The sequence below is a fragment of the uncultured Shewanella sp. genome, assembly GCF_947491715.1.
Classification (GTDB): domain Bacteria; phylum Pseudomonadota; class Gammaproteobacteria; order Enterobacterales; family Shewanellaceae; genus Shewanella.
Genome location: NZ_CANLKR010000015.1, coordinates 1 through 26,037 on the forward strand (window position 1 = coordinate 1; position 26,037 = coordinate 26,037).

Annotated in this window: 21 protein-coding genes; 7 read left to right on the forward strand and 14 right to left on the reverse strand. The window is 41.5% G+C overall.

Annotation, left to right across the window (positions count from 1 at the left end; all coding sequences use genetic code 11):
- Positions 1 to 145 precede the first annotated feature (145 nt).
- The 4 genes from Q0779_RS11665 (at position 146) to Q0779_RS11680 (ending at position 2,773) form a co-directional block, all read left to right on the forward strand.
- The gene (locus tag Q0779_RS11665; RefSeq protein ID WP_298772755.1) at positions 146 to 268 is read left to right on the forward strand and encodes a hypothetical protein; all 123 of its coding nucleotides are present in this window, start codon (positions 146 to 148) and stop codon (positions 266 to 268) included.
- Between the two features lie 153 nt (positions 269 to 421).
- A complete protein-coding gene (locus tag Q0779_RS11670; protein WP_298772756.1) occupies positions 422 to 796 on the forward strand; it encodes a hypothetical protein in 375 nt (124 codons plus the stop codon).
- A gap of 236 nt (positions 797 to 1,032) precedes the next feature.
- Positions 1,033 to 2,247 carry an Nramp family divalent metal transporter gene (locus Q0779_RS11675; RefSeq protein ID WP_298772757.1) on the forward strand — a complete coding sequence of 405 codons (1,215 nt, stop codon included), beginning with the start codon at positions 1,033 to 1,035 and terminating at the stop codon, positions 2,245 to 2,247.
- Positions 2,248 to 2,440: 193 nt separating this feature from the next.
- On the forward strand, positions 2,441 to 2,773 hold the full coding sequence (locus Q0779_RS11680) for a hypothetical protein (RefSeq protein WP_298772758.1): 333 nt from the start codon (positions 2,441 to 2,443) through the stop codon (positions 2,771 to 2,773).
- Between the two features lie 113 nt (positions 2,774 to 2,886).
- Here Q0779_RS11680 and thpR read toward each other — a convergent pair whose 3' ends face one another.
- Together thpR and Q0779_RS11690 are read right to left on the reverse strand one after the other, a co-directional pair.
- The gene (gene thpR / locus Q0779_RS11685; RefSeq protein ID WP_298772759.1) at positions 2,887 to 3,417 is read right to left on the reverse strand and encodes an RNA 2',3'-cyclic phosphodiesterase; all 531 of its coding nucleotides are present in this window, start codon (positions 3,415 to 3,417) and stop codon (positions 2,887 to 2,889) included.
- Between the two features lie 266 nt (positions 3,418 to 3,683).
- A complete protein-coding gene (locus Q0779_RS11690) occupies positions 3,684 to 5,678 on the reverse strand; it encodes a TonB-dependent copper receptor (RefSeq protein ID WP_298772761.1) in 1,995 nt (664 codons plus the stop codon).
- 592 nt (positions 5,679 to 6,270) lie between these two features.
- Between Q0779_RS11690 and Q0779_RS11695 the strand changes: the two genes are divergently transcribed.
- Positions 6,271 to 8,103, forward strand: coding sequence for a M20/M25/M40 family metallo-hydrolase (locus Q0779_RS11695; RefSeq protein WP_298772763.1), 1,833 nt, complete (start codon positions 6,271 to 6,273; stop codon positions 8,101 to 8,103).
- 119 nt (positions 8,104 to 8,222) lie between these two features.
- On the opposite strand, the gene putA is transcribed toward Q0779_RS11695, so the two are convergent.
- From putA to Q0779_RS11715, 4 genes are all read right to left on the reverse strand, one after another.
- The gene (gene putA, locus Q0779_RS11700) at positions 8,223 to 11,429 is read right to left on the reverse strand and encodes a bifunctional proline dehydrogenase/L-glutamate gamma-semialdehyde dehydrogenase PutA (RefSeq protein WP_298772765.1); all 3,207 of its coding nucleotides are present in this window, start codon (positions 11,427 to 11,429) and stop codon (positions 8,223 to 8,225) included.
- A gap of 218 nt (positions 11,430 to 11,647) precedes the next feature.
- Positions 11,648 to 12,235 (reverse strand): TIGR04211 family SH3 domain-containing protein, encoded by a 588-nt coding sequence (locus tag Q0779_RS11705; protein ID WP_298772767.1) that lies wholly within the window; start codon positions 12,233 to 12,235, stop codon positions 11,648 to 11,650.
- Positions 12,236 to 12,390: 155 nt separating this feature from the next.
- Positions 12,391 to 13,659, reverse strand: a complete 1,269-nt coding sequence (locus Q0779_RS11710) for an inorganic phosphate transporter (RefSeq protein ID WP_298772769.1) — start codon at positions 13,657 to 13,659, stop codon at positions 12,391 to 12,393.
- A gap of 24 nt (positions 13,660 to 13,683) precedes the next feature.
- Complete coding sequence (locus Q0779_RS11715) at positions 13,684 to 14,364, reverse strand: TIGR00153 family protein (protein ID WP_298772771.1); 681 nt, start codon at positions 14,362 to 14,364, stop codon at positions 13,684 to 13,686.
- A gap of 233 nt (positions 14,365 to 14,597) precedes the next feature.
- On the opposite strand from Q0779_RS11715, the gene Q0779_RS11720 reads away from it, so the two are divergent.
- Entirely contained in the window at positions 14,598 to 15,692 is a 1,095-nt protein-coding gene (locus Q0779_RS11720; protein WP_298772772.1) for an inorganic triphosphatase, read from the forward strand.
- A 16-nt stretch (positions 15,693 to 15,708) separates the two neighbouring features.
- Here the strand turns inward: Q0779_RS11720 and Q0779_RS11725 are convergent, their stop codons facing one another.
- From Q0779_RS11725 to Q0779_RS11760, 8 genes are all read right to left on the reverse strand, one after another.
- Positions 15,709 to 16,530: a potassium channel family protein gene (locus tag Q0779_RS11725; RefSeq protein WP_298772774.1), complete on the reverse strand. Its 822-nt coding sequence runs from the start codon at positions 16,528 to 16,530 to the stop codon at positions 15,709 to 15,711.
- Between the two features lie 100 nt (positions 16,531 to 16,630).
- Positions 16,631 to 16,954 (reverse strand): hypothetical protein, encoded by a 324-nt coding sequence (locus tag Q0779_RS11730; RefSeq protein WP_298772775.1) that lies wholly within the window; start codon positions 16,952 to 16,954, stop codon positions 16,631 to 16,633.
- A gap of 72 nt (positions 16,955 to 17,026) precedes the next feature.
- Positions 17,027 to 17,683 (reverse strand): hypothetical protein, encoded by a 657-nt coding sequence (locus Q0779_RS11735; RefSeq protein WP_298772776.1) that lies wholly within the window; start codon positions 17,681 to 17,683, stop codon positions 17,027 to 17,029.
- An 11-nt stretch (positions 17,684 to 17,694) separates the two neighbouring features.
- Positions 17,695 to 18,384, reverse strand: coding sequence for a PspA/IM30 family protein (locus Q0779_RS11740; protein ID WP_298772778.1), 690 nt, complete (start codon positions 18,382 to 18,384; stop codon positions 17,695 to 17,697).
- A gap of 11 nt (positions 18,385 to 18,395) precedes the next feature.
- Positions 18,396 to 18,809 carry a DUF2170 family protein gene (locus Q0779_RS11745; protein ID WP_298772780.1) on the reverse strand — a complete coding sequence of 138 codons (414 nt, stop codon included), beginning with the start codon at positions 18,807 to 18,809 and terminating at the stop codon, positions 18,396 to 18,398.
- A 134-nt stretch (positions 18,810 to 18,943) separates the two neighbouring features.
- Positions 18,944 to 20,653: a polyamine aminopropyltransferase gene (locus Q0779_RS11750; RefSeq protein ID WP_298772782.1), complete on the reverse strand. Its 1,710-nt coding sequence runs from the start codon at positions 20,651 to 20,653 to the stop codon at positions 18,944 to 18,946.
- Between the two features lie 80 nt (positions 20,654 to 20,733).
- Positions 20,734 to 21,633 (reverse strand): DUF350 domain-containing protein, encoded by a 900-nt coding sequence (locus Q0779_RS11755; protein WP_298772784.1) that lies wholly within the window; start codon positions 21,631 to 21,633, stop codon positions 20,734 to 20,736.
- A gap of 14 nt (positions 21,634 to 21,647) precedes the next feature.
- Positions 21,648 to 22,619 carry a hypothetical protein gene (locus Q0779_RS11760; protein WP_298772785.1) on the reverse strand — a complete coding sequence of 324 codons (972 nt, stop codon included), beginning with the start codon at positions 22,617 to 22,619 and terminating at the stop codon, positions 21,648 to 21,650.
- 547 nt (positions 22,620 to 23,166) lie between these two features.
- On the opposite strand from Q0779_RS11760, the gene glnE reads away from it, so the two are divergent.
- Positions 23,167 to 26,022, forward strand: coding sequence for a bifunctional [glutamate--ammonia ligase]-adenylyl-L-tyrosine phosphorylase/[glutamate--ammonia-ligase] adenylyltransferase (gene glnE / locus Q0779_RS11765; protein ID WP_298772786.1), 2,856 nt, complete (start codon positions 23,167 to 23,169; stop codon positions 26,020 to 26,022).
- Positions 26,023 to 26,037: the final 15 nt, after the last annotated feature.

Here is a 26,037-nt window from a genome sequence, read left to right on the forward strand (position 1 = left end):
CGTAGGGTGAAATGGGCGTTGTTGGCGAAGCGTAGCTTTGCGCCCATTGATAGAAAATAGTTCCAGACATTTTCTACATTCTCCAGATCCATGTAGTTTAACGCGGAGGGTTTACCCGCAGCTGGTGACCTATAGGATGTAGGAAATGTCATTGACGCAGGATGCATATCAATGGCCCATGACAGGCGCCACTCTTTGTTTTGTCTGCTTTTTGGTAATGACCCATGACAGACGTCATTGTTTACGAGATTGGTATAACGCAATGTAGCGTGTTTTGAACCCCGTATAGGTGAGTTTCTGAATTGATCAATTATGGGGAAAATTTATTATAATTAGTATGTTACATATTTAAAGCTTGTGAACTTAATTGAACAGCTTTGGTCTTAACTATGTGAGTTTAATTCTCTGGATAAGGTGTGTTATGAATCGAATTGTTTTGTTTTTCTTACTTATCTTACCTGTGATCATGATGCGTAGTGTTTTTGCTGATAATGATCCCAATAGAAATGTGGGATCGTGTATTGTTCCTAATTATGCAAAAGTGCTGGGGATCCCAACCAATACTGTAGGCAATAACATCACAGTTGAAGCTTGGAAAGATTGCTTTACTGATGTAAAACCGGCAGAAAATAAGCATCCCGATGGTGATTTACAAAAACGTAATAAGGCGATTCAGTTTTCTTGTTTAAAGAAATTAGCCCCTAGTTTAACGAATGAAATAGTTGATAAAGTCATGAATACTTGTCGTCCTGAAGGTGATATTGGTATTGGTAATAAACATGGCGATATAGATTGATGTTTCTCTTTACTTATAAGAAAAATTTTTATTCTTAGATTCAGTTGCTAAGCAGAGTCGTTTAAATCATGTGTATCAAGAGTTACTTTATCAAAATAGACAAACTATCAGAATCTATCTTCAATTTTAAAGGGGCGCTGTGAAAGAGGAAGTATTTAATACAGCATCACCTAATGAGTATTGCTATAACTACTATATAAAAACTCAGTCAAAACTCAGCAATAGTGATTCAATACATGAAATTTCCTCAGCTTGGACCTGCTTGCCTTGTCACTGCCGCCTTTATTGGCCCTGGCACAGTGATCACGGCTTCTCTTGCTGGAGCGGATTATGGTTTTTCATTGCTATGGGCTTTACTTTTTTCAATGGTGGTAACGATAAGCTTGCAAGAGATGGCTGCTCGTTTAGGTATAGTGACTCAAAAAGGATTAGCAGAAAATATTCGAGAAGCTTGTAGTAGCCGAGTATTAAAAGTAGCAATTGGAAGTCTCATTATGATTGCGATTGTCATTGGTAATGGTGCATATCAAAGTGGCAATATTCTAGGAGCGAGTTTGGGATTATCTCATTTATTTTCTGATGGTTATCTTTATTCTCAGATTTCAATCTGGCCACTACTCATCAGTCTTATCGCTTTTATCATATTGTTTAAGGGGAATTATCAATTCATCGAGCGTAGTTTGATGTGCTTAGTTGGATTAATGAGTATGGCTTTTTTAGTGACATTTATTTTGACAAAACCGGAATTAAAACTATTTTTTAGTGGGTTACTTATACCGAGAATTCCTGCTGGTGCGAGTTTAACGATAATTGCATTGATTGGTACCAGTGTGGTGCCATACAGCTTATTTCTACATTCATCAATAGTCAGTAAAAAGTGGCATAAGAGTGATGATTTACTCTTGGCTAGAAAAGATATTTTTGTTTCAATTCCATTAGGAGGGTTGATTTCTATCGCGATTGTCTCTACGGCTGCGATGGCTTTTTTTGGTAAAGGTATTGCTATTATTAATGCTGCTGATTTAGCGCCGAGTTTGACACCCATTATGGGGGAGTATTCAAGCGTCTTTATTGCCATTGGACTCGTCACAGCTGGCCTTTCCTCAGCGCTCACAGCGCCTCTTGCAGCGGCATTCGCATTGAGTGAAATATTGAATTTAAGCCGTGATTTACACTCAATATCATTTAAAGTTATTTGGGGCGGAATTATATTGATTGGCGCACTTATCTCGAGTGCGGATTATGAACCGATCAGGGTGATTTTCCTTGCGCAGATTGCCAATGGCATTTTATTGCCTTTGGTGACGTTATTTCTCTTGTGGATAATGAATACAGAAAAATTAGGCGCATATAAAAATGGCTGGTTTGGGAATATTTCAGCCGTAATTATTTTTTGTGTCACCTTAGTATTAAGTGCACGCAGCCTCTTTATCGTGTTTGATAAGATGTAAGTTATGTGAATTGATGTATGGGCAAATTAATGGTTCATCTTAGTTTATATTTTAAAATATGAACATCATCGAAGAGATCTTGTATTAGCATTGAGATATAATAAATCTCTAATTGGCAAATCGATTGAGTATTTTTATTTAAACTCGATCATAAGCTAGTATTGATTAATTATGAGTAACATAGGAAGTATTTATGATATATTTATTCAAATTAACGATGATAGTTTTATTACTATTATCTTCTAATGTTTATGCAGTAGGCTGGAGCAGTTATGGAAAAATAACAGAGTTTAATCAACAACCTCCTGGTCAAGCTGATATTATATTAACTGTAGATGTTGCCAGTAATCCAACGACTTGTGGTGTTAAGAATAAGTTTTTAATTGATGTTGAGACGAAAAAAGATGAGAGACTATATAGTTTGCTTTTGGCAGCATTTATGTCAGGAAAAGAAGTAAAACTTTTTATCGAAGATGGTTGCCCTGTTTGGAATATGCCAAAAATAACAGGTGCGTATGTAAGATAGATATCATTTTTTAGGTAATCATGGTTTTAATTTATTTGGATGCAAAACTCGCTTTTTTCTGCTTTACTTTTTATTTGTCAGATCATGTAACAACCCTGTTTGGCTTTATTTACTCAAAGCACCCAACTTTCAATAATAGGGTATTCGACACTATTTTTGCCGGGAAAAGATTCAAACAGGTGCAATTGCTTGGGGCTGAGTATGAGTGGTTGATAACGGATATGTTTAATGAGTGTTTCTATTTCCGGTTTAGCTTTTCGGCAGAGCGTAATATGAGGTGTGTAAGGGTATTCACTCTGGTGTAGGTTTAACTTTTTTGCCATTAATTGTGCGTGATTGGCGAGTTGCAGCAAGTTTGTGTCATTAGCGGACCCTTTTAAACAGACTATTTTAGGTTTCTTCCAATATGTGAGTTCATTTAACGTGACTTGGAATGTGGTTTTTGTAATCAGACTAACGTGTTGATTGAGTTGGAAGAGATGATGTGTGCTTATACGGCCTAAAAAAGCTAAGGTCATATGTAAATTGGCCTTGGGGACTAATCTGACATTATCCGGTAATTTGCTCTGTATAAGAGCGATTTTTTGAGTTTGTTGTGCGGTTAGCGAAAACCCAAGAAAGATGCGTTTGTTGTTTAGCGGCATGGCTTTTCTTTATATGGTGATAAATCATATCATCATTATACGTGTTGTTAATGAATATAATCTTGTTTTTTGGCTGTAAAGGTGACTGTTTTCCTTGCTTATATATTTAATGTAAGTTGTCGGACCGTCTGTGTATTATCACAATACATGGAATCTAACATAATCAAGACATAACATTATATTTGAACTATACCTATTTAAATTAAAGTCTAAATCATTTGCCAATAAACAGTGTTTTTTGGCAAATGATCCATTGTGAAACAAGGTTAAAAAGTATAATCGACTTTAACCCACGCCGTGCGACCAGGTTCATTCACTTGAAACATAGGTTCGCTGCCCGGTGCATCATTACTGGCTCCTGAGCGGCTAATATGCTCAGCATAAGTGGAATTAAAAAGGTTCTCAATCCCCAAGCTAATCAGCAAACCTAAATCATGACGCCAGCTGGCATTGAGCGCAACAGTGTTAAAAGCGCTGCTCTTGCTTAAATCTTGTCCTGCAATATTACCTTCACCTAATGTGACGCGGTTTTGGGCTGCAACCACTCGCCATAATGTGCCAACTGCCCATGCTTGGTATTCATAATTCAATGCAAACTTTGCCTCTAGTGGGGATATTTGTCCAAGGGGCGTATGTTCTGTGTCATTTCGGCCATGACTGTAGCTGAGGCTGCTTTGGGTTGACCAATGTGCCGATAGCGGTACATTGAGTTCCAATTCACCACCCCATATAGTGGCGTCAATGTTGTAAGCTGTTGTTTTATCTGTGTTGCTGTTAATCAGTATATAGTCTTTAACTTGGCTATAAAATAATGATGTTGAGACGATTATTTCATCTTGGTAAATCCAACCTATATCAATTTGGGTGTTTTTTTCTGGTTTTAAGTTGAACGCTTTTTGGGAGAGATCACCTGAGTCGGCTTTCATCAATTCCCAATAGTCAGGCATTCTTTGGGCATGAGCTAGACCTATATAATACTGATCTTGCTGTATTGGAAGCTCATAGCGAAGGTAACCGCTGCTGAGTTCATCGGTTCGCTTGCCCGTTTGCCCGATAAACAGTTCAGTATTCCAATGATCAAACCGTAAACCTGAGACGATATTACCATTTTCTAATGCATAGGTGAGTTCACTAAATAAGGCACTATTTTTATACTCTAAATTGTCTCTAAAGGGCTTTGCGAGTAGATCATTGAGTCCATTGTCTTGGGTTTTATCTAGGTATCGACCCTTATGTTGACTTTGCATGTGATCCATACCTAGCGTAAGGGAGAGATCGTCACTTGGAATGAGATCGAACCAAATATGTCCTCCGGCGGTATTGCGCCTGACATTGGCTCCAGCATTCACACCAAGGTCAAATTGGTCCATGATGTGATTGTTATGATTACTGTAGGCTTGCATTTCTATTTTATCTAACAAGGGATGATCAAAATCTACTTGAGCGAGCAAACTCACATTTTCATTTTTAATTTCGCGTGCTCGATTGGAGCGATCAGCATACTCTGCATTACCATTAGAGTACCCATAAGCAAGTTCAATAACGCTGTCTTGCGTCGGTGTCCAGCCCATAGCAATACTGGCATTGTGGCGATCGTAGCTTGATTGTACTCTATTGCCGCTGCCATCTTTGTAATCATTACTACTGGATTGATTGGCATCGATATCAATATAACCTTGTGTGTTGCCGCCTTTTAGGGCTCCAACATAATCACGACGATTAAAGCTGCCAAAGGTGGTGCTGAGGCGGCCTTCCAAATCAGTGTCAGTGAAACTATGACGATCTTTTTCAAATAAAACCGTCCCTGCGGATCCCACTGGACCATATTTAACGGTTTGTGGCCCTTTGATGACAGTAATACTGGAGTAGGTTTCAGGATAGATATAAGCCGTAGGCGGATCCATTCTCCCTCCGCATGTGCCGTATACATGTTGGTTATCATCAACGATACTGACACGCGATCCTCCCATACCTCGTAACGTAGGATCGCCACCAGCTCCTCCTTTACGGCCCACATTGAATCCTGAAATGGTTTTGAGATAGCCCGCACCATCATAAGCAGGCAGTGGAAGCCTAGGCTTTTTGGGATCAGTACTGATTTTGACAGGCTCAAGCATGGGGTCGCTGGTGATCACCAGATGTTCATCAATTTCCACAGTATCAGTGTTAATGATTTCTGTATGAGCGAAAGCGAAATGTTGAGGCGCTAAACTCAGACTCAAAGCGATAGCGGCATAAAATGAAAAATGCGGGGAGGTCATGGTAACTCTATTTGATTATTCTGTTTGGTCATTGAGGCGGGCATTGTCAATAAACAATCTATCAGGTCAAACATAAAGTGATTGATTGCGACAATGGGTCACACATGGTGGCGATCTTTGTCACAAAATGACTTTTGTCTCATATAGCTATTGATCGATAGTCCTGATGGTTGATCTGTAATGAGCACCTTGAAATAAAGTGAATACTTCTGAAAATAATTAATTTAGAGTAAACTAAATTAGTGTTATCGAATTGTTATTGCCTATAATGTGAAGGGCGATATGTTGACGGGTTTATCGTCAATAAATGCATTATAAAAAAATCCTGAACTCAGTTTATGTCATACAGAGGGATATCATTATTTTGCTTTTATCTGTGTTGAGACTTCGCGTTGTCGCCTGTATGTGTGGTGGAAATCCCCGCTTTGATATCGAATAAAAGTGCGATACCTGTATGATTAAAAGTGATTGAAATAATTAAATTAATTATTTTAAAGACTGATTAAACATTGCTTCAAGTTTAACTGACACTGAACATTCTGAGTTCAGGCTAAAAGGATGTTTCAACAATAACATTAAAAGGAAAATAACAATGAAGCGCGTTTTTACTACTGCACTACTGGTTTTTTCGGGGGCAATGCTGGCATCAAAGGCTTATGCGAATGATTTATGGATCACAACTGATGCTGATTCACTTAAGCTTTTGAAGCGAGTGAATGCAAATGTATTAGTTCCTAGCAGTCCGAATAATTTACAACATAAAATGGTTGCTAAAATTTCAGAAAAAGAAGTACTGACGTTAAGCGAATTGATGCATGAGGAGCATCAACGCTGTGGAGGGTTCACCGTTCATGATTCTGAAGCCGAAGCCTATGCGGTGAGTCAACTTCCTGTGCATTTGTTGGCGTTTAATCCACCACCAATTAATCAAGCTGATAAAGTGAATGCAGCGTTGCCGCTACTTTCAAGTGCGAGTTTACTGGCTTCTATCAGTACGCTATCGGCTTTTGACAATCGTTATTATAATTCCACTCAAGGTGTGAGTGCAGCGCAGTGGATAGGTGATACTTGGAGCCAACTGAGTAGTGGCGAAAGCTGGGCGAGTATGAGCTATTATCCTCATGCTGCTTGGTCTCAAGACTCAGTCATATTAACCTTAACAGGGAGCGAAGCCCCTGATGATATTATTGTCATCGGTGGGCACTTAGACTCTATCAGTAATTCAGGTTCGGGGAATAATATGCAGGCTCCTGGGGCCGATGATAATGCCTCTGGTATTGCAACGATAACGGAAGTGATCCGTGTTTTCATGTCGCAAGGTATCCAGCCTAAACGGACTATTAAGTTTATGGGCTATGCTGCTGAAGAAGTGGGGCTTAGAGGCAGTGGTGAAATTGCCAGTCAGGCTTCAACCGATAACGATAATATCATCGCTGTAATGCAGCTCGATATGACAGGGTATATTGGCAGTACAGAAGATATTATCTTTATGGATGATTATACCGACTCTGGACTCAACAGTTATTTAATGAGCTTAGTCGATACTTATTTGACGGGTGTGAGTTATGGGACTGACAGTTGTGGATATGGTTGTTCTGATCATGCTTCATGGCACAATTTAGGTTATCCGGCCAGTATGCCCTTTGAAGCGCGAATGAATCAGTATAATCGCTCTATTCATACGATTAATGATACCGAAGATAAACTCGATGCAACGGGTAACCATGAACTAAATTTTGCCAAACTCGCCATGGCGTTTGCCATTGAGTTGGGATTTAATACCGAGGCGGGTAATGATGACAGTATTCCTTTGGTTAACGATGTGCCTGTGACCAATTTATCGGGTGCTAAGAGCAGTGAAGCTTATTATGTGTTATCGGTGCCTGCTCAAGCTAGTAGTGTGACGATTGCCACTTCAGGTGGAACAGGCGACGCTGACTTGTATGTAAAATTAGGTGCTAGACCGACTACCAATGATTATGATTGTCGTCCTTATATTGGGGGGAATGATGAAAGCTGCCAATTCACTCCTAATGATGCTGGGGATTATTATGTCATGGTGCGTGGTTATGCCAGCTATGCAGGGATGACATTGTTAGGTTCTTTTTCTGAAGGTAATGGCGGAGGAGACAGTGGTCATTGGCTGGGACAATCGGCGACTAGGGGGAACTGGCTGCAATATGAAGTTACCGTACCCAGTGGAATGCAATCTTTGATTGTCTCAACAACAGGTGGTTCTGGGGATGCAGATTTATACGTTAGGCAAGCGGGGCAGCCAACACTATCGAGTTATGATTGTCGTCCTTTTAAGAATGGGAATGAAGAAACCTGTACCTTGAGTACGCCTGTTGCTGGAACATGGTATATTGGCGCATATGCTTACAGCAATTTTGCTGATCTTGATGTGAGTTGGAAGGCGCAATAAGTTGATAGTTTACGCTAGCTGTTAACTTAATGCTTCTGCTCGAAAAAGGATCGGTATAGTAAAATAAAACCCACTTGTTGGTGGGTTTTATTTTTACCTTGCAATAAAAGTGAGAAGGGTTATTGGTCTAACCAATCATCACCATCCCCCAAGGATAATAGTGTGGCATTGCCGCCAATGGCGGTAATATTATTGGTACGCGTTTTCTCTGTGACGAATTGAGTGAGGTAATGTGGACCGCCAGCTTTTGGACCTGTGCCTGAAAGGCCTTGGCCGCCGAAAGGTTGTACTCCCACTACTGCGCCAATTTGGTTGCGATTAATGTAGACATTACCCACATTGACGCGATCAGCCAAGGCGAGTGCATGGCCTTCATTTCGGCTATGGATCCCCAGTGTGAGTCCAAAACCTGTACTGTTGATGTCATTAATAATGTCATCGAGCTTATTGGCTGCAAAGCGTATGATATGCAAAATAGGGCCAAAATGTTCCTTGTTAAGGACTTTGATAGATTCAATTTCAACGGCTGTGGGTGAGACAAAATACCCCTTGTCACTTCCTTTTGGAAGAGGGACAGACTTTACTAACTTTCCAGTTTGCTTGATATGATCAATGTGGGCATTCAGATTGGCTTGCGCGGTTGCATCAATAACCGGTCCGACATCGGTTTTTAACAAACTAGGATCGCCAATGCAGATCTCATCCATCGCGCCTTTCATCACATCGATGACACGATCGGCAATATCTTCTTGTAAATATAGCACTCTTAGCGCTGAGCAGCGTTGTCCTGCACTGGTAAAAGCGGAAGAAATAACATCATTAACCACTTGCTCAGGCTGTGACGTTGAGTCAACAACCATGGCATTTTGACCACCGGTTTCAGCAATAAGAGGAATGATCGCCCCTTCACGGTTAGCCAGTGTGATATTGATCCGTTTGGCTGTTTGAGTCGAGCCAGTAAAACAAACCCCAGCAATACGCTCATCACGAGTAATAGCTGAGCCCACTGTTGCTCCTGTACCGGGGAGAAATTGCAATACATCGGCTGGGATCCCAGCTTGATGTGCAAGCTCTACAGCACGATAACCAATTAATGACGTTTGTTCCGCGGGTTTGGCAATAACAGTATTACCTGCTGCCAGTGCAGCAGTAATTTGTCCTAAGAAAATGGCTAAAGGGAAGTTCCAAGGACTGATACACACAAAGAGGCCTCGACCTTGTACAAAAAGCTCATTTAATTCTCCCGTTGGGCCATTAAGTTTTTGGGGATGGGTCATCATTTTAGTGGCTTGAATTGCATAATAGCGGCAAAAGTCGACGGCTTCTCTGACTTCATCAATACCATCTTGAATGCTTTTCCCTGCTTCTCGCGTGCATAAGGCAATGAGTTCACATCGGTTTTCTTCTAGTAAGTCAGCCAGTTTGTTGATGGTCTCAGCGCGGACAGCGACTGGTGTTTTTGACCAGCGATGAAAAGATTTGCTGGCACTGTCGAGCGCATTTTCTATGGCCGCTTCATCGGCAAAACAGATTTTCCCCACTATTAACTGAGTGTTGAATGGGCTGTTGACGCTTATGCTGTCGCCTTCTAACGCTTTACCGTCCACTAAAGGGGCACCAGACCATTGAGTGTGATTAAATTGATTGATGGCTTTAAGGAAAGGAATAGATTCTGAATCAATATTCAGGTTTAAACCTTTTGAATTTTGACGATTATCATCGAAAATATGTTGAGGCAATACAATGGCTTTGTTTGCAAACGTCGCATGTTTTTTAAGGTTAACTATCGGATGAGTGATCAGCGAGTTAATGGGGGTTTTGGGATCAATTAACTTATGCACAAAAGAAGTGTTAGCGCCATTTTCTAATAGACGGCGCACTAAGTAAGGTAATAAATCTTTATGGGCGCCAACGGGGGCATAAATTCGAACGCTGGTGGACTGCTTCTCGGCTAATAGCGTGTCATATAACTCTTCACCCATACCATGAAGACGTTGGAACTCATGTTTACGTTCCCCTGCCATATAGGCAATGCTGGCGACAGTTTGTGCATTGTGGCTGGCAAATTGTGGGTAAATGGCTCCTTGAGTTACCTCAGATAATAAATAGCGTGCGCAAGCCAGATACGATACATCGGTGCCAGCTTTGCGGGTAAATAATGGATAACCCGCTTCCCCTTTTTCTTGGGCCCACTTCAGCTCGCTATCCCAATAAGCCCCTTTGACGAGCCTCAAAGGGATCTCATCGCCTTGTTCTTTGGCTAAACGAGTGAGCCAGCATAAAACCGGTAAAGCTCGTTTAGAGTAGGCTTGCACAACAATACCCAGTAATCCCCAGCCTTTAGCGGCGGTTGATTGATAGAGCTTTTGGAATAGCTTTAAAGACAGCTCGAGTCGATCGGCCTCTTCTGCATCAATTGAAATCCCAATGTTCAACTTTCTGGCTTGGGTGATAAGGGCACTGACAGTGTCAAATAGCTCGGTTAACACGCGGGCTTCTTTGGCAGCTTCATAGCGAGGATGCAATGCAGATAATTTAATGGAAATAGTCGGTCTAGGCGCATCATTCTCATTGTAGCGTTTAGCAGCTAAAGCATCGATAGCTTGACTATAATCTTGAAAATATTGCAGTGCATCTTTTTGCGTTAATGCGGCTTCCCCGAGCATATCATAGCTGTGGGTATAGCCCATTTTGCGTTTAGCTTCGCTGTTTTTTAAGGCTTCTTTAATGTTTCGGCCTAATACAAATTGTTTACCCATGATCTTCATTGCTGCGAGCATCGCTTGGCGGATCACAGGTTCACCCATGCGATTTACTAAGCGGTTGAGTAAGTGACTGGGTTGGCCGTCGGTGTTTTTATCCAGTTTGACGATTTTGCCTGTCAACATCAGCCCCCAAGTGGATGCATTGACTAAAACGGAATCACTTTGCCTTAGATGTTCATCCCATTGGGCACCAGATAACTTATCTTGAATGAGCGCATCGGCGGTGGCACTGTCTGGGATCCTAAGTAAGGCTTCTGCCAGACACATCAAAATAATGCCTTCTTGAGTCTCTAAGCTATATTGTTGTAGAAAAGCATCAATGCCTACTGTGAGTCCTTTTTTATCGTATTGACGGACTTGTTTTACTAAGTCTTCTGCGCGGTGATGAATGGTCTCTAAGGTGTCCTTTGATGTGGGCACTAAGGTGATAAGCTCAGATAAATAGGCTTCTTCATCGACGATGTAATTATCGCTAATTGCATTAAAGAGTTGATCAAGAGTTGCAGAGTCATAGAAACCGGAGAGAAGCTGACTGGCTTTAAACATAGTGAATAGTTCCATTTGTGTGCCCGCTTACCTGATAAAGCACCGCTTAAGTTGGATATGGGCTGGTTTTTGTATTTTGTATACAATATATGATTATTTGATCGAGAGTATAACGATAAAATAATGTGAGGAACAAGCGCTAGTTTTGTTATTTTTTACTGGCAACAAAAAAGCCAATGCAAAGGGCATTGGCTTTTTGAATCATTGGAATATAAAAATGATTTACAATTTATTTAAAACCTTGATTGGTATTTGTTTTTATTTCTGCGTCTTGGTCTTGGCATGTAAATTAGAATCATACCGACAAGTGCACCAATGCCCGCAATGATGCCGCCTTCTTTCCACATTTCAAAGCGCTCGTTGGCTTGAATATGATCCAACTTGGCGTTAGCTTCGTCTCTTTGATCCGTTGTGGTTTCAAGGATCGCTTTTAATTTAGCAACTTGCGCTTTGGCATCACTTAAATCTTGAGTATTGGTCTCATTTGAACTTAAAGACTGAGTCAGTTTGACTTTAGTGTCTTCCAATTCTTTTTGAAGTTTAGGGTATTTAAAACGTAAGCTTTCTTCTTTGGTCAGTAACTTAGTTTCAACCCAACCTTCACGCCCCTTAGGATCGATAATTTTGCTGTAGTCACCCTGTGTTTCAGAAAGAAAGGTGACACTTTGACCTGCTTCGACACTGCCAAGTATACGGTATTGGGTTCCGGGTCCACCGAGTAAATAGAGATAGACATCATCAGAGATATAGCGAGTTTGATTGGCCGCCAGTAAGCTTGGGGAGAGTAATAGTAACCCCACTAAAGTCAGGAGTCTTAACACTTCAGAATTCTCTTCAATTAAATATATGAGGACATGCTAGGGATTTAGCGCGCTGTTTGCAAGTGATACTGCTAATTGTTAATGGTAAAAAAGAAGCCTGCTCATAAGCAGGCTTCTATGCATTGAAGCTATTTCAATGATGTTATCTTATGGCGTTAACTAAAAACACCTTTGATGGTAAAGAAGAAAATAATAGACAACCCAGCACCTGCGGGTAAGGTGATCACCCAAGAGACAACAATATTACGAACAACCCCAATATTAATCGCCGCAATGCCGCGAGCCATACCGACACCTAGCACTGCACCCACTAAGGTTTGTGTGGTTGAAATCGGTAAACCTGTGCCTGATGCAATGACAACCGTTGAGGCGGCTGCAAGCTCTGCAGCAAAGCCTCGACTCGGGGTTAAATGGGTAATGTTAGAGCCAATGGTTTTCATGACGCGTTTACCAAAAATAGCCAGACCCATGACGATACCGATGCCACCGAGTGGAAGGATCCACCAAACAAGAGGGGATTTACTGCCAATTTCGCCACCACTTTGTACCACAGAGACAACAGCAGCCAGTGGACCAATTGCATTAGCCACATCATTTGAACCATGAGCAAAGGCCATACAACAGGCTGTTACGACCATTAAAATGGCGAAGACTTTCTCAACATTACCAAACTGTGTTTGGCGATCGGCCTTCGCATCCATTTTGAGGCGTTTAACGGCAATCATACCACCGATAACAACTAAGACCGATAGGCCAACAGCTAAGGCATACGCTTGGCCATTAGTGAAGTCTAAGCCCAAGTGCTTTAAGCCTTTTTTAATGGTAACCAGTGACATTACAAAGGCGGCTAATCCCATGTAATAGGGCACAAAACGTTTAGCATTACTCAATGGATCATCGGTATTGAAGATGAGTTTTTGTACACTTTGGAAAATAGCAAAAGCAATAAAACCAGAAATCGCAGGGGTGACAATCCAAGAGCCAACGATACCACCCACTTTACCCCATTCAACCGCATCGGGACTCACACCTACCGCAGCAAAACCAACAATGGCGCCAATGATAGAGTGTGTTGTCGATACCGGCCAGCCTAGCGCAGAGGCTAAGATTAACCAGATACCTGCAGCCAACAAGGACGCTATCATTCCGTAGACGAGTAATTCGGGCGCATTCACAAAATAGGCTGAATCGATAATCCCTTTACGTATCGTACTGGTGACTTCACCACCGGCAAGATATGCACCCGCAAATTCAAAAATCATCGCGATAATAATCGCTTGTTTAATGGTAATTGCTTTAGAGCCTACCGAAGTCCCCATTGCATTGGCGACGTCATTTGCGCCAATACCCCATGCCATTAAAAACCCAAATGTAGCCGCGATGGCAATTAGCCACGGGCCATTGGTGATTAATACATCAACCATGTCACTGCCTTATTAATCTTATTGTTAGACGCGAGCTAGCATTAGCTCTAAGCGAGAACCAACGCGTTCTGCGAGGTCGGCTAAATCACCTACCCATTCGATGATCTTATATAAAAACATCACATCAATTGGATTCATTTCATTCTCGATGGCAAAAAGTTGGCGACGAATATTGATTTGTAAACTATCCGTATCCTCTTCAATGCTATCAAGCTTGCTGATCATTTTTTCTACTAAAGTCACTTCGCGACCCCGAAAACCTGTTTCTAACAAGTCATCAAGTTCGTTAATGGCTTCTTTTGCCATCCCTACAGCGTCTAAACAACGAGTCAGGTAGGTTAAGAAAGGGGTTTGGATCTCAGTAGGAACAAGTAGTTCACGACCAATGACTCGGCCTGAGATATCTTTCGATTTATTTGCTATTTTATCTTGCTGGGTAAGCAGCTCCAGTAAATCAGTGCGCTCAACTGGCATAAATAAACCACCAGGCAGTTTCAAGCGGATCTCACGTTTTAGTGAATCAGCATCTCTTTCTGCTTGGCTAATTTTTTTGCGCAGCTTAACGGCACTATCCCAGTTTCCTGACATAGTGGCTTCGAAAAATGGGACAAGTAGGGATGAACAATCATATACTTTGTCGATATGCTCTTGTAGAGGCTTTATGGGCGATTTTGCAAACACGCCTAAAATAGAGTTGACTGGCATTGCCGTTTACCTATTTTTGGTTATTCCATTATTGGAAAAATCGGGCGCATGTTAACTCAAGCGCCAACGTATTAAAACTGTGTTTTTGTATAAATGGACCAGTTTTTATTTTAACGAGTTACTTCATAACTGTAAATCGCATCCTACGGCGTTAATATTACAAAAATATTACACGAATGAAGGCTTGATGACAGTTTGATTAAAATTTCATGATGAGGCGTGTTAAAAGTTATATGGCAACGGAAATAGAATTGAAGTTACTGTTTCAGCAACAGAACAAAAAAAGCATTATTGAGCTGTTTAATCATTTAAATGATTGTGAGGCTAAGCCACTTGTGACACTCAAGAATAAATATTTTGACACGCCAGGGTTGCAATTACGCCACTGGGATATGGGGCTGAGGATCAGGCAAGTTGGTTCTAAAAGAGAACAAACAATTAAGACGGCAGGCACTGTGGTGGGAGGGGTGCATAATCGACCCGAATTTAATGTGAATATTGAGCAAGATTTTCCGAATTTGGTTCTTTTTCCGTGTCATATCTGGCCAAGTAATGCACAAGTTTCATTCGTGAATAATGATTTACAATGTTTATTTAGTACCGATTTTCAAAGACTGTGCTGGCATATTAGCTGGAATAATAGTCTTATTGAGGTGGCTTTAGACGTGGGTTCTATCTATATCGACGAACTGAATGAGTCCATTTGTGAGTTGGAGCTTGAGTTGATTTCAGGTAGCAGCGAGACACTCATCACGCTGGCAGAGTACCTGCTTACTAAGATCCCAATGCGCTTTGGGCAATCCAGCAAAGCTAAGCGAGGCTATGCTTTAGCCGCGAAAGCAGGCATTATTCGTGCTGAAAATCGCCAGCAATTGAGCGATACAGAAAAATTGGCGCACTTTAAAGAGCAAGTGAGCCTTATGATTAATCAGCAAGATTCGGCTTCTTATCCTGTGAGAGTCCATGAATGCTTGACGGCAGGGTTAGCGAATTGGTTGGCGTTGGAAGAGGCTTTGGGTGAAGAAGAGATAAGTGACTCTGTGAGTCGATATCAGCTTTTTCAACAGCATTTAAAATTGCTACAAATTGTATTTTCTTATATCCAAGGTCTTTCAGATGAGGGTAAAGCGATGTTTGAGCAGCTAATAGAAGCGATTGACGAAGTCTCATTTGATGATGAAAGGGAAGCCGAACAACAGCAAAATGAGACAAATGATCTGATTGTAAGCGCTAAAATGGCGTCACTCTTCTCTCATACTGACTATGGTAATATTCAACTGATATTATTAAATAATATATTGAAGAGTGAAGATTTTTTAATGGCTTAATGTTCAGCTGTTTAGATTAAGGTTTTTCATTGGACTGGCTTTGGCTGAAATTTTGTTGCGCTATCATCTCTTTAAGTGCACTAATTTCGGCCAGTAATTTATTTTGACTTTCTTCAACTCTTAGACAGTAGTCTTCAAAATCATTACGCATTTCATTTCCATAGGCTTCGAGTTGTTCATGATCGCCAGGCGCAATGAGAATGGAGGCCATATAACCTGAAATAACACCAAAAAAACTAACGCCACAAATAATGACGAGTGCGCCAATCACATGACCTAATGGCGTAATAGGAAAATAATCTCCATAACCGACAGTTGAAATAGTCACAATCGCCCACCAAATAGCATCTTCTGCAGTAATAATATTGGCACCGGGTACACCATTTTCAACAATTAACATAAAAACAGAAGATAAAGTTAAAATAGTCACCATGGCAACGAGTAATCCGGCAAGGGTCGTTTGGTTTCGCTGTGTGACAAGCGGAACCAGTAAAGATCGGGTCATGCGAATTAAGCGGATCACTCTGAGAATTTGAAACAGCCTGGCAAAACGAAAGGCTTCCACTGCCGGAATGCTGGCAATGAGATCGATCCAATGATGTTTTAGGTAATTTTTTTTGTTGGATGATTTAAAAAAACCATAAAAGAAATGGGTCAAAAAAATAATGCAAATACTGGTGTCGATAATAAAGAGCAGATAGCGTGTTTCAGGATTGAGTTTGGCAAAAGCCAAGGTCAACACAACAATCACTGAGAGTAATGATAGTAACATCATTGCTAACAGCATTGGCGTTAAGGCTTCCGTTTTGTGGAGTATTCGACGCTCTGTTTCTTCCATGCAGCAAGTCCATTTCAAGTTTGCAGGGCTTCAGTATAAGCTGCAAGCTTAACGGATGTAAAACTTTTGAAAGCGGTGAGATATTGTTGATGAAAAAGGCTTATTCTTCATCAACAAATTTTACTAAATCATTGAGAACTTGCTTTTTAATTTCTAATTGAGCGTCGATAGGTAGCTGATATTTTTCTGCCAGTAATGCATAATCTTCGCTGCTTAATGAGACGGTCAGTCTAGGACGTTTGGGGCGCTTTGTGACACTGAGGCCTAAAATATCTCTAATTTGATCAGAAGGACTGACACCAGCATCTAGAGCCGCCTTACGAATACTGTACTGAAATTTTTCATCGAGATCGAAAGCCACTTGAGTCGCTTTTGCCGCTTTTTGGTTTTGTTGCCAGTGGGGCGGTAATGATGGTTTACTCATGGCATTATCATCTTGTCATATCAATAAAGCCATCAAACCCAGTTAACGTCGAACTTGGCTTGATGGAATAGGTTATAGCTCTGCAGGCCAGTAATCACGGATATCAGATAGGGGTCTGTAGAGTGTGAGCATCACGTCAGTGACACCTCCTTCATAGACTTCAATATCGATAGCTTTGGTCTCATCATTACTGAGAAGCTGATAAGACTCAAATGCTTCACCTCGTTCACCTTCTTCATCTTGTGGTGGTTTTTGACCACGATAATCGAGTTTATGAAAATAACCGAGATCCGAAAAAGAGACCTGATGATAAGCATCTGCATACCAATTATCAAGCAGATCAGCCAACTCTCCCTTCAGGGAGTGCGTGGTTAGCTGTGCTTTGCCTGGCTCTTCAAAAATATTGGCAAATTCGTCAAGATCAAATAATTGCTCAACTTGATCCCGTGTCACTTTGATGGATAAAGACAGGTAAGTCTCATCATCTTCATCTAATGACAGAAACACAGCTTCGTTGCTGTGGCCTTTGAGAACCCATTCGGCAAATTGCTTACGCTTATATTCGTAAGTATTCACTGTTTCGACCCTAAGCTGTTGCCCACGTAGCTGTATGGGCAAGGCAAAGCTATCATCAAGGGAGATCATGTCTCCCTTGTTAAGCTTGTTAGGATGGTCGAGTTGACGTTTAGGTGCTTCTTTTTTGCCAAAGAGGCCGCTTAGAAATCCCACGTCTGTCTCCTTTAGCCTTTACGTGCTTTAATGCGGTCGAGTACAGCATTGGCATTGGATTTTTGCTCACCAATTCCGGCTTCTGCTAACTTATCATTTAAGGCTTTATCACTATTATCTTCAGCTAATGTTTCTGCGGCTTGAAGACGATCATCAAAAGTTTGTTGACGAGCTTTGATACGTTCTAATGAATCTTTAGCATTTAGCAGTTTTGAATTGCTGCCTGCAAACGAGTCTGTAATGGTCGCCGTGGCTTTTTGCACGCTTTCAGTGGTTTTAACCATGGTTAACTGACGTTGGTAATCAGCCACTTGGCGCTCTGTTTTACGAACAAGCTCTTTTAAGCGAGTAGCATGTGCGGTAAAGCTTTCATTGGCAGATTGTTGCTCGGCGAGCTCTTGTTCAAGTCCGGCAATTTTTTCAGCCACTTCGAGGGCTAAACTTTCATTTTCTTTTTCAAGCGCTTGAGCAACATAACCTTCATGTTCGGCGACAGAGCGCTTTAAGCGGTCGACTTCACGACTGGCTTGCATTTCTTTAGCCATCACATCAGTAAGATCGCGTTTGGCTTTCGTTAAGTGCTTTTCTGCATCACGTATTTCTTGTTCAAAAATACGGGTTGAGTTTGCATCTACGATACTTTGTCCGACTTCAGTGGCGCCGCCACGAAAAGCAGTAAGAATTTTATTTAAAATGCCCATAATAGGCTCCTTTATTTCAAATAGTCGACCAATTCGTCGATGACTTCTAGGCAGTTATCAGACAATACTGATAACTCTTGTTCTACTTCTAGCATGCTTGATTGCACAGAGAGTGCACCATATACAACATATTTATCATCGACTTTTGCAAAAGATGATAAAGGCATGGGAATATTTAATTCCAACATGGTTTCAAACATGGCTAAGCGTGTGTCTGGTTTAACTTCATCTTCTCCCCATAAATAGCTAATGCAGAGAATTTGGTTATCCGTAACCGATACAAATATGGGTAACTCTTCACGGTTGACTATGTTGACTTGCAACACATCCACTTCACCATCAATAGGGTAGCAATCAAATTTAAGACCCGTATGGCTACTATCACCTAAAGCATTGAGGTGATCCGCGATATTGTGTATATTCATGTTTGTCCTTATGACATATTATGTCTTAATTAAAGATTAGCACTGTGACATAATATGTCAAGCACTATCTTACTGTTAATATACCTAAACCTACTTAAACTACCGTTTTTATAACCCTGAAGCATTCAAAGGCATTATCCTTGATCATTTAACCATGCTTGTTGATGATATTGATACAATTGCATTGAACCTAACACATTCACTTTGACTAGTGCTTTATCTTTATAAAATTGTGCGGGAAACGCGAAAGCACCATGGATAAGTTCAGGTGTTAACCAAGGATCGTTCACTGGCAGTTGCTGTAATTTTTGTAACCGTTGCTTAGCATTACTGCCCATTAGGGTGCCAATACTCCAGCCCCATTCACCGAAGCTTGGCACATTATGATGATACTGTTTTACATTAAATCCTGCGCTTTCTAGCGTATTACCAACTGAAATAAAGGCATTAGCGGCGTGGTACGGTGAGGTTGATTGCACCGTAATAGCCCCATCTCGACTTAATAATTCCTTTAGTTTTCGATAGAAAACGTCTGAATAAAGTTTATTTAAATCCGGATGACTGGGATCCGGTAAATCGACAATAATGGCATCAAACATTTTGCCTTCAGCCAGTAATTGATCGACTGCATTATAGGCATCATTAAAGACTAAATTCACGCGGGGATCGTTAAGGGCGTTACCGTTGAGGGCGAATAACGCTCGTTGAAGACGAGGTGGGATGGTGTGATTCGGCTGTTTAAAGATATCAATTAATCCCACATCGAGATCAACAAGAGTGACCTGTTTTGGCTGCCATTTAAGGACTTGTTTCAACCCTAAACCATCTCCTCCTCCAATAATTAAAATATTATCATGGCGAGCACTGGCGGCCAGTGTTGGATGAACGAGAAAGGCATGGTAAATATGCTCATCGCTGCTGGAAAATTGTAATCGGCCATTGATATACATGGAATAAACAGGAGGAAGCGGGGCGGCCCTCAGGCGTTCTGTGAAAGTGAGCTGTTGAAAGCGGGTGGCTTTCGAGTAAATAACCTTATCTTTATAAAGTAAATTATTAAAGTCTTGTTCCCACTTGGGCCCATGTAATGCTAAAAGTACGAGCAAACCACTGGCAATAATATGACCCGCAAGTAATAATTTAGGGTGTTGAATTTTATGCCAAAATCGGCTAATAAAAACAAAACCGGCTAATAAGTTAAAGCTGGCAGTGAGTGCTGCGGCCAGTTGAATATCAATGGCGAGCATGAATGTCACCCAGATAGCCGCGCCAATCCCAGCGCCAATATAATCTGCACCATAAATAGTGCCCGCATTATGTAATAGGTGTTCATCCGATAATGCCTGACGCACGCGCGCAATGAGTGGGATCTCCATGCCGATCATCAGGCCTAATAATACGCCCCAAACATAAGGTAAGTACTGACTTAAATTTTGAAAAGTGCCAATAAAGCCACCGTTGGGTAATTGATCGGCGGGTAAACCTAAGGTGTTGGCGATAATTTGAGGTAATTGCTGGCTAAAACCAATAACCGATGCGGTGATCAAAATGGCTAATGCGCCGCATAGAGCAACAATAAGCTCTAAAACAGCAAAACCGGTGAACGCGCAGCGAATTTTTCGAGCGGCAAAAGCGCCTAAGCCCATAGAGACGATCATCAAGCCTATCATGGTATAAATGGCCGCTTCTAATGCGCCAAGTATACGGCCAGCATAGTGAGATAATAGGTATTCATAAATTAGCCCGCAAGCGGCGAGCACGGCCATGATGCCGAGCAATAACACATCGTCGAACCAAGCTAATTTTCGGTTTTTCACCTGTGGAGTGTTCACATTGGCGTACATCAATTTGTCCAATTATCGTCAAGTAAGGCGATTAGTCATAGAAAAAGGGCAGCGATAAAAACTGCCCGTATGATCTAAGATTAAGCCATTAATGCCATTAAAATTAAGGCAATAGAAACACTGATGGCCATTTCGACCGCAGCGACACCAATATTTTTCTGTTTTTCCACTTCATCGGTAAGATTAATCCTTGCTAAGACTAATTTTTTGACTATGGCTAACAGCACAGATAAGGCAATGAGCATAATGATGGAGAAAATAAGCCAACCCAGCAAATTATTCACATAGGCTTGAGGATCATAATCGATGAAATGACTTGCAGCGCTAAAACTAAAGGCCATAGCTAACAAATATCCGGCATGACGGACGGCAATGGCAATTTCACCTTGCTCTAATGCAGCTTGCATTGAGGCATTTTGATTGCGTTTCGCGTAACGATTCTCTCTCCAGCGAGTCAGTAAAACCAACATTAACTGAGAAATGATAAAGGCGCTAAAGATAGCAATAAAGGTGTCTAAGGTTAAGTCTTCGGCCCACATCAGCACGGAGCGAATAATGATTGCAGTGGCGATTACTGCGCTAGCATCAACAATGGAAACAGCGACATTGCCTTTAATAATGAGATCATTTTTACTGATTTCATTGAGTGCTATCTTATCGTGCAAAAAACGACCTAATTTGATGAGGACAAGCCCAAATACACCATAGGCTGTCATTCCGATTGCCTCGATTAAATATGAGCTCGCGGCTTCCCCCGTAATGGCGCCAGTCAGTACAATACCAAGTGCCATTACGCCACCAGCTGTACTGATCCCAAAGGCGAAATTGTCCTTTTCTGCCAGTTCATGGTGACTGTTTACATTAATGCTCCAACCTTGTAGATAACGCATTAAGGTTAGCAGTATGACGGCAATCGTTAAATCAATGGCTAAAATAACGGCCAATTCTGGTGTTAAACCGTAGTCTTGAAAAAATGTCATATCAGTTCCTTAAATTATTTGCCCCGACGAACACTACGGGTAGTCCGGCTACTGGAGTTACGAAAGCTACTGTCTTTGGAATAAGTTGAATTAAACTTACTGCTACTTTTTGTTTTTGAATAGCTGCTTTTAGTGCCCACAGTGCTGGCTTTTGGGCTGCTGGTGCTTTGGCGAGATAAGCTTGAACCTCCCGTGCGCGTTTTAGCGTAAGGACTATTAAATTGACGTCCTTGGGAGTTGAATTGTTTTTTAGTTCTCTCATAAGTACTATTTTGTGCTGCTGCTTGTTTGGGGGAGGTATATCGAGAGCGACCGACATCGTTGTAATAACTGTAATTACGGCCACTTGACCAACGATCATAGTAGACAGGTCCACGAGTGAGATTGGAAAACATAGAGTACATGCCATACCAAGCCCAAAATGACATGCCATTTGAACCCGTTTGCCAACTGCCATAACTTGGATTGCCGACGAGTTGATTGCCTTCACTGCCATCGACATTATTGGCCAGTTTTGATGCGGCTTGGCTGATGGAGTTTACTCGCCCGAGTTCTCCATTAGACATGTCAGCAACCACATTAACGGGATCGGAGAGCATATCGTTATATTGGTTCGGATCGGCCGCCTCATAAATATTTTTAACCTCAGCAAGCTGCTGATCTAAATCTACAAAATTAGAGGCTGTTTTTGAAGCGATCAAGCGACGTGTCAGCGAGGTAAATAAGGGGCCGTTGGGGGTTGAATCGGTCGCAAGTTGATTTAACAGCGGAGCGAGATCGGGTTTTTGTTTCGCTAATATATTGGTATATTGGCTCAATAAGGTGGCGTTTCGAATTTGGCCATCATTGAGCATACTGGCGAGGGTATCTAACCGTTGTTGAGCTAAGGTTTGAAATTGGGTTATTTTTTCCGGTCTTTCATCACCACATCCTGTTAGCGATAACGCGAGTATGACGGTGAGAACACCTAGCAGCATTCTTGCCATGCTTTCTCCAAATTAATGATTATGGGTATTTTGATAAAAATACCGAATGTAAATTACAATAGGCCAAAATGATTGTGGTACAAAGAATAACAAGTGTTCATTAAAGGGCCAGCTCTTTTGAGTTATTCTTTTCTATGGCAGCATAAAATCAATTGACTGAGCCATATTGCTCTGACATGACAGATTGAGAATGTCAGTCATACAATATGGCTCGTTCAATTGTGGCACAGTTATACCATCGACGACATATTATGTCGATAGTCTAAAGCATTAGGGCCTGTTTATCTTTGGTGAATATTTCTGCAGCAGTTTGTCGTTTCTTTATACAAGGCAGAGCTTATGCGGTGTAGTTATTCTCCATAAATAAGCGATAATGCCGTAGAAAGGAGCGACAAGCGCTGTCCGTAGGATCCGGCTACACGTGTTTTACTCTTTGTTGAGAGGCATTCGCTTAGAATGACTAGGCATCACACCTCTCGCCGCGATTAAAACACGTTTATCTCGGACATAATTTAATCACGAAATATAAACAGGCCCTAGGGGTATTATGACCACGCTTGAACCAGGTAACAAGTTGTTCTCTCAACTTCTTCTACAAACAGCCGACGAAGCTTGGCAGCGATTATCGTCAATTTGGCCAGAGGCTGTTGCGGCATTGAATGATGCTGAGCAAAATGAGCTACGTCGTGTCATGGGGCTGAGTGATTTTATTGCCGAACAGATTTGTCGTCATCCCGATTGGATAGCCGATTTATTGCATGATAAATTGCATACATTTGCACGAGATCAGTTTGCTAATGAGTTACAGACTTTAGTCAAAGATGTGAATGATGAAGAAGTCTTTAAACGGGTGTTAAGGCAATTTAGAAACAAGCAAATGGTGTGTATTGCCTGGCGAGATTTTCTAGGCTATTGCGAGCTTGAGTCAGCTTTACTCGATTTATCTATGCTGGCTGAAGTCTTGGTTGTGGCGGCTAGAGACTGGCTCTATCAAAAAATGTGTCTGCAATACGGTACGCCTTGTGACGATGAAGGTCGGCCACAATCTTTATTCATTTTAGGTATGGGTAAACTGGGGGGCAAAGAGCTTAATTTTTCTTCCGATATCGATTTGATTTTTACTTTTCCTGAACATGGACAGACCAAAGGTGGCCGAAGAGCACTTGAAAATCAAGAGTTTTTCATTCGCTTAGGACAAAGATTAATTAAAGTCTTACATCAAGTGACCAGCGACGGGTTTGTGTATCGAGTGGATTTACGCTTGAGACCTTATGGTGAGAGTGGACCTCTTGTGGTGAGCTTTTCAGGCCTTGAAGATTATTATCAAGAGCAAGGGCGTGATTGGGAACGTTATGCCATGGTTAAAGCGCGTCCACTGGGGGAAGAAAATGAGCATACCCGTGAATTACTGAATATGTTGAGGCCTTTTGTTTATCGGCGCTATATTGACTTTTCAGCTATCGAAGCGCTTCGAAGAATGAAGCAGTTAATTACTCAAGAAGTGCGTCGTCGTTCACTCGTTAATAATATTAAATTAGGGGCCGGTGGGATCCGCGAAGTTGAATTCGTGGTGCAAAGTTTTCAATTAATTCGCGGTGGACGTGAACCGACATTAAGACAGCAAAGTCTTTTTGCGGCCATTGAAAATTTATACCAATTAGGGGTATTAGAATATTTAGCCGTTGATGAACTGAAAAAAAGCTATGTGTTCTTAAGGCGAGTCGAGAATTTGCTACAGGCGATTAACGATGAGCAAACGCAAACTTTGCCAGAGGATGAACTTAATTGGCAACGCTTATGTTATGGATTGCAAGTGCAATCGCCTGAAAAGCTTAAAATGAAAATCGATGCCGCCATGAAAACAGTCCATGGGCATTTTATCGACACGATAGGGGGACAAGAAAAAGAAGATAATGATCAAAGCTGGACTCATCAGCTTTGGCTTGCTTACACCGAAGAAGATATGCAAGTCTTGTTTGACGAGCAATATATCAGTGATACTCAATTTTGGCCGGTATTACAGCAGTGGCGAGAAAATATTACCAGTCGAACCATTGGTCATCGTGGGCGAGAGACCTTAGATAAATTAATGCCGAGGTTGTTTACAGAGCTTTTTTTGCAAACAAGCCCTTCTGGAGCATTCGCTGCGGTCTCAAGCGTGTTGGACAAAATTTTAACGCGGACGACTTATCTAGAATTGCTGTTTGAAAATTTAGGCGCCCGTCAACAATTAGTCAGATTGTGCTGCGCAAGCCCGTGGATCACGGAGCAATTAGCTAACTTTCCTATGCTACTTGACGAGCTTATCGATCCTGCCCAGCTTTATCACACTACCTCGTTAAGCGATTATGCCAGTGAATTAAGGCAGTATTTACTTCGTGTGCCTGAAGGCGATTTAGAGCAGCAAATGGAAGCACTTAGGCAGTTTAAATTAACCCAGCAATTGAAAGTGGCCGCTGCGGATGTAACAGGCATATTACCCGTTATGGCTGTGAGCGATCATTTAACCTTGCTTGCTGAGGCGATTACAGAGCAGGTGGTTATTCAAGCTTGGGCGGAACTTAAAGCACGCCATGGTGTTCCCGCTCATTTAAGGCAAGGTGAAATGGGCTTTGCGATTGTGGGTTACGGAAAAGCCGGCGGAGTCGAGCTAGGCTATGGCTCCGATCTTGATCTGGTTTTTTTGCATAACAGCCCTGGGCAAACGGAAACCAATGGTGATAAGCCTATTGAGGTGGGCCGTTTTTATCTTAAGTTGGCTCAGCGTATTTTGCATTTATTTTCCACTCGTACTTTATCGGGGGAATTATATGAAGTGGACATGCGCCTTAGGCCTTCAGGGGCTTCTGGTTTGTTGGTGAGTGAAATAGAAAGTTTTGGTGAATATCAAAAACAAGAAGCGCATACATGGGAGCATCAAGCTTTAGTGAGAGCGCGGTGTTTATTTGGTGATAATGAATTATTGAGTCGATTTGGTGAGATTCGAGATGAGGTCATTCGCCTGAAACGAGATACGACCCAGTTAGCAATAGATGTGAAAACCATGCGTAAAAAGATGTGCGATCATTTACTGAAAGTGAAAGCAGATACCTTTGATTTAAAACAGAGTTGTGGTGGTATGGTTGACATTGAGTTTATTGCTCAATATCTCGTGCTTGCCCATGCTCATGAATATAAAGAGCTCGCGGCATGGTCAGATAACATCCGTATTTTTAGTATGTTAGCCGATTTAGATTTGATTTGTATTAATCAAGCTGAATATTTAACTCAAGCGTATTGTTTTTTAAGGGATGAAAATCATAGACTCACTTTGCAACGATTACCTGGATTATTACCCGCTGAGAAAGTGGAGCCCAGTGTGCATAATGTGAGGTTGATTTACCAAGAGATGCTAGGGGAATAAGAAAGAACTCAGAGC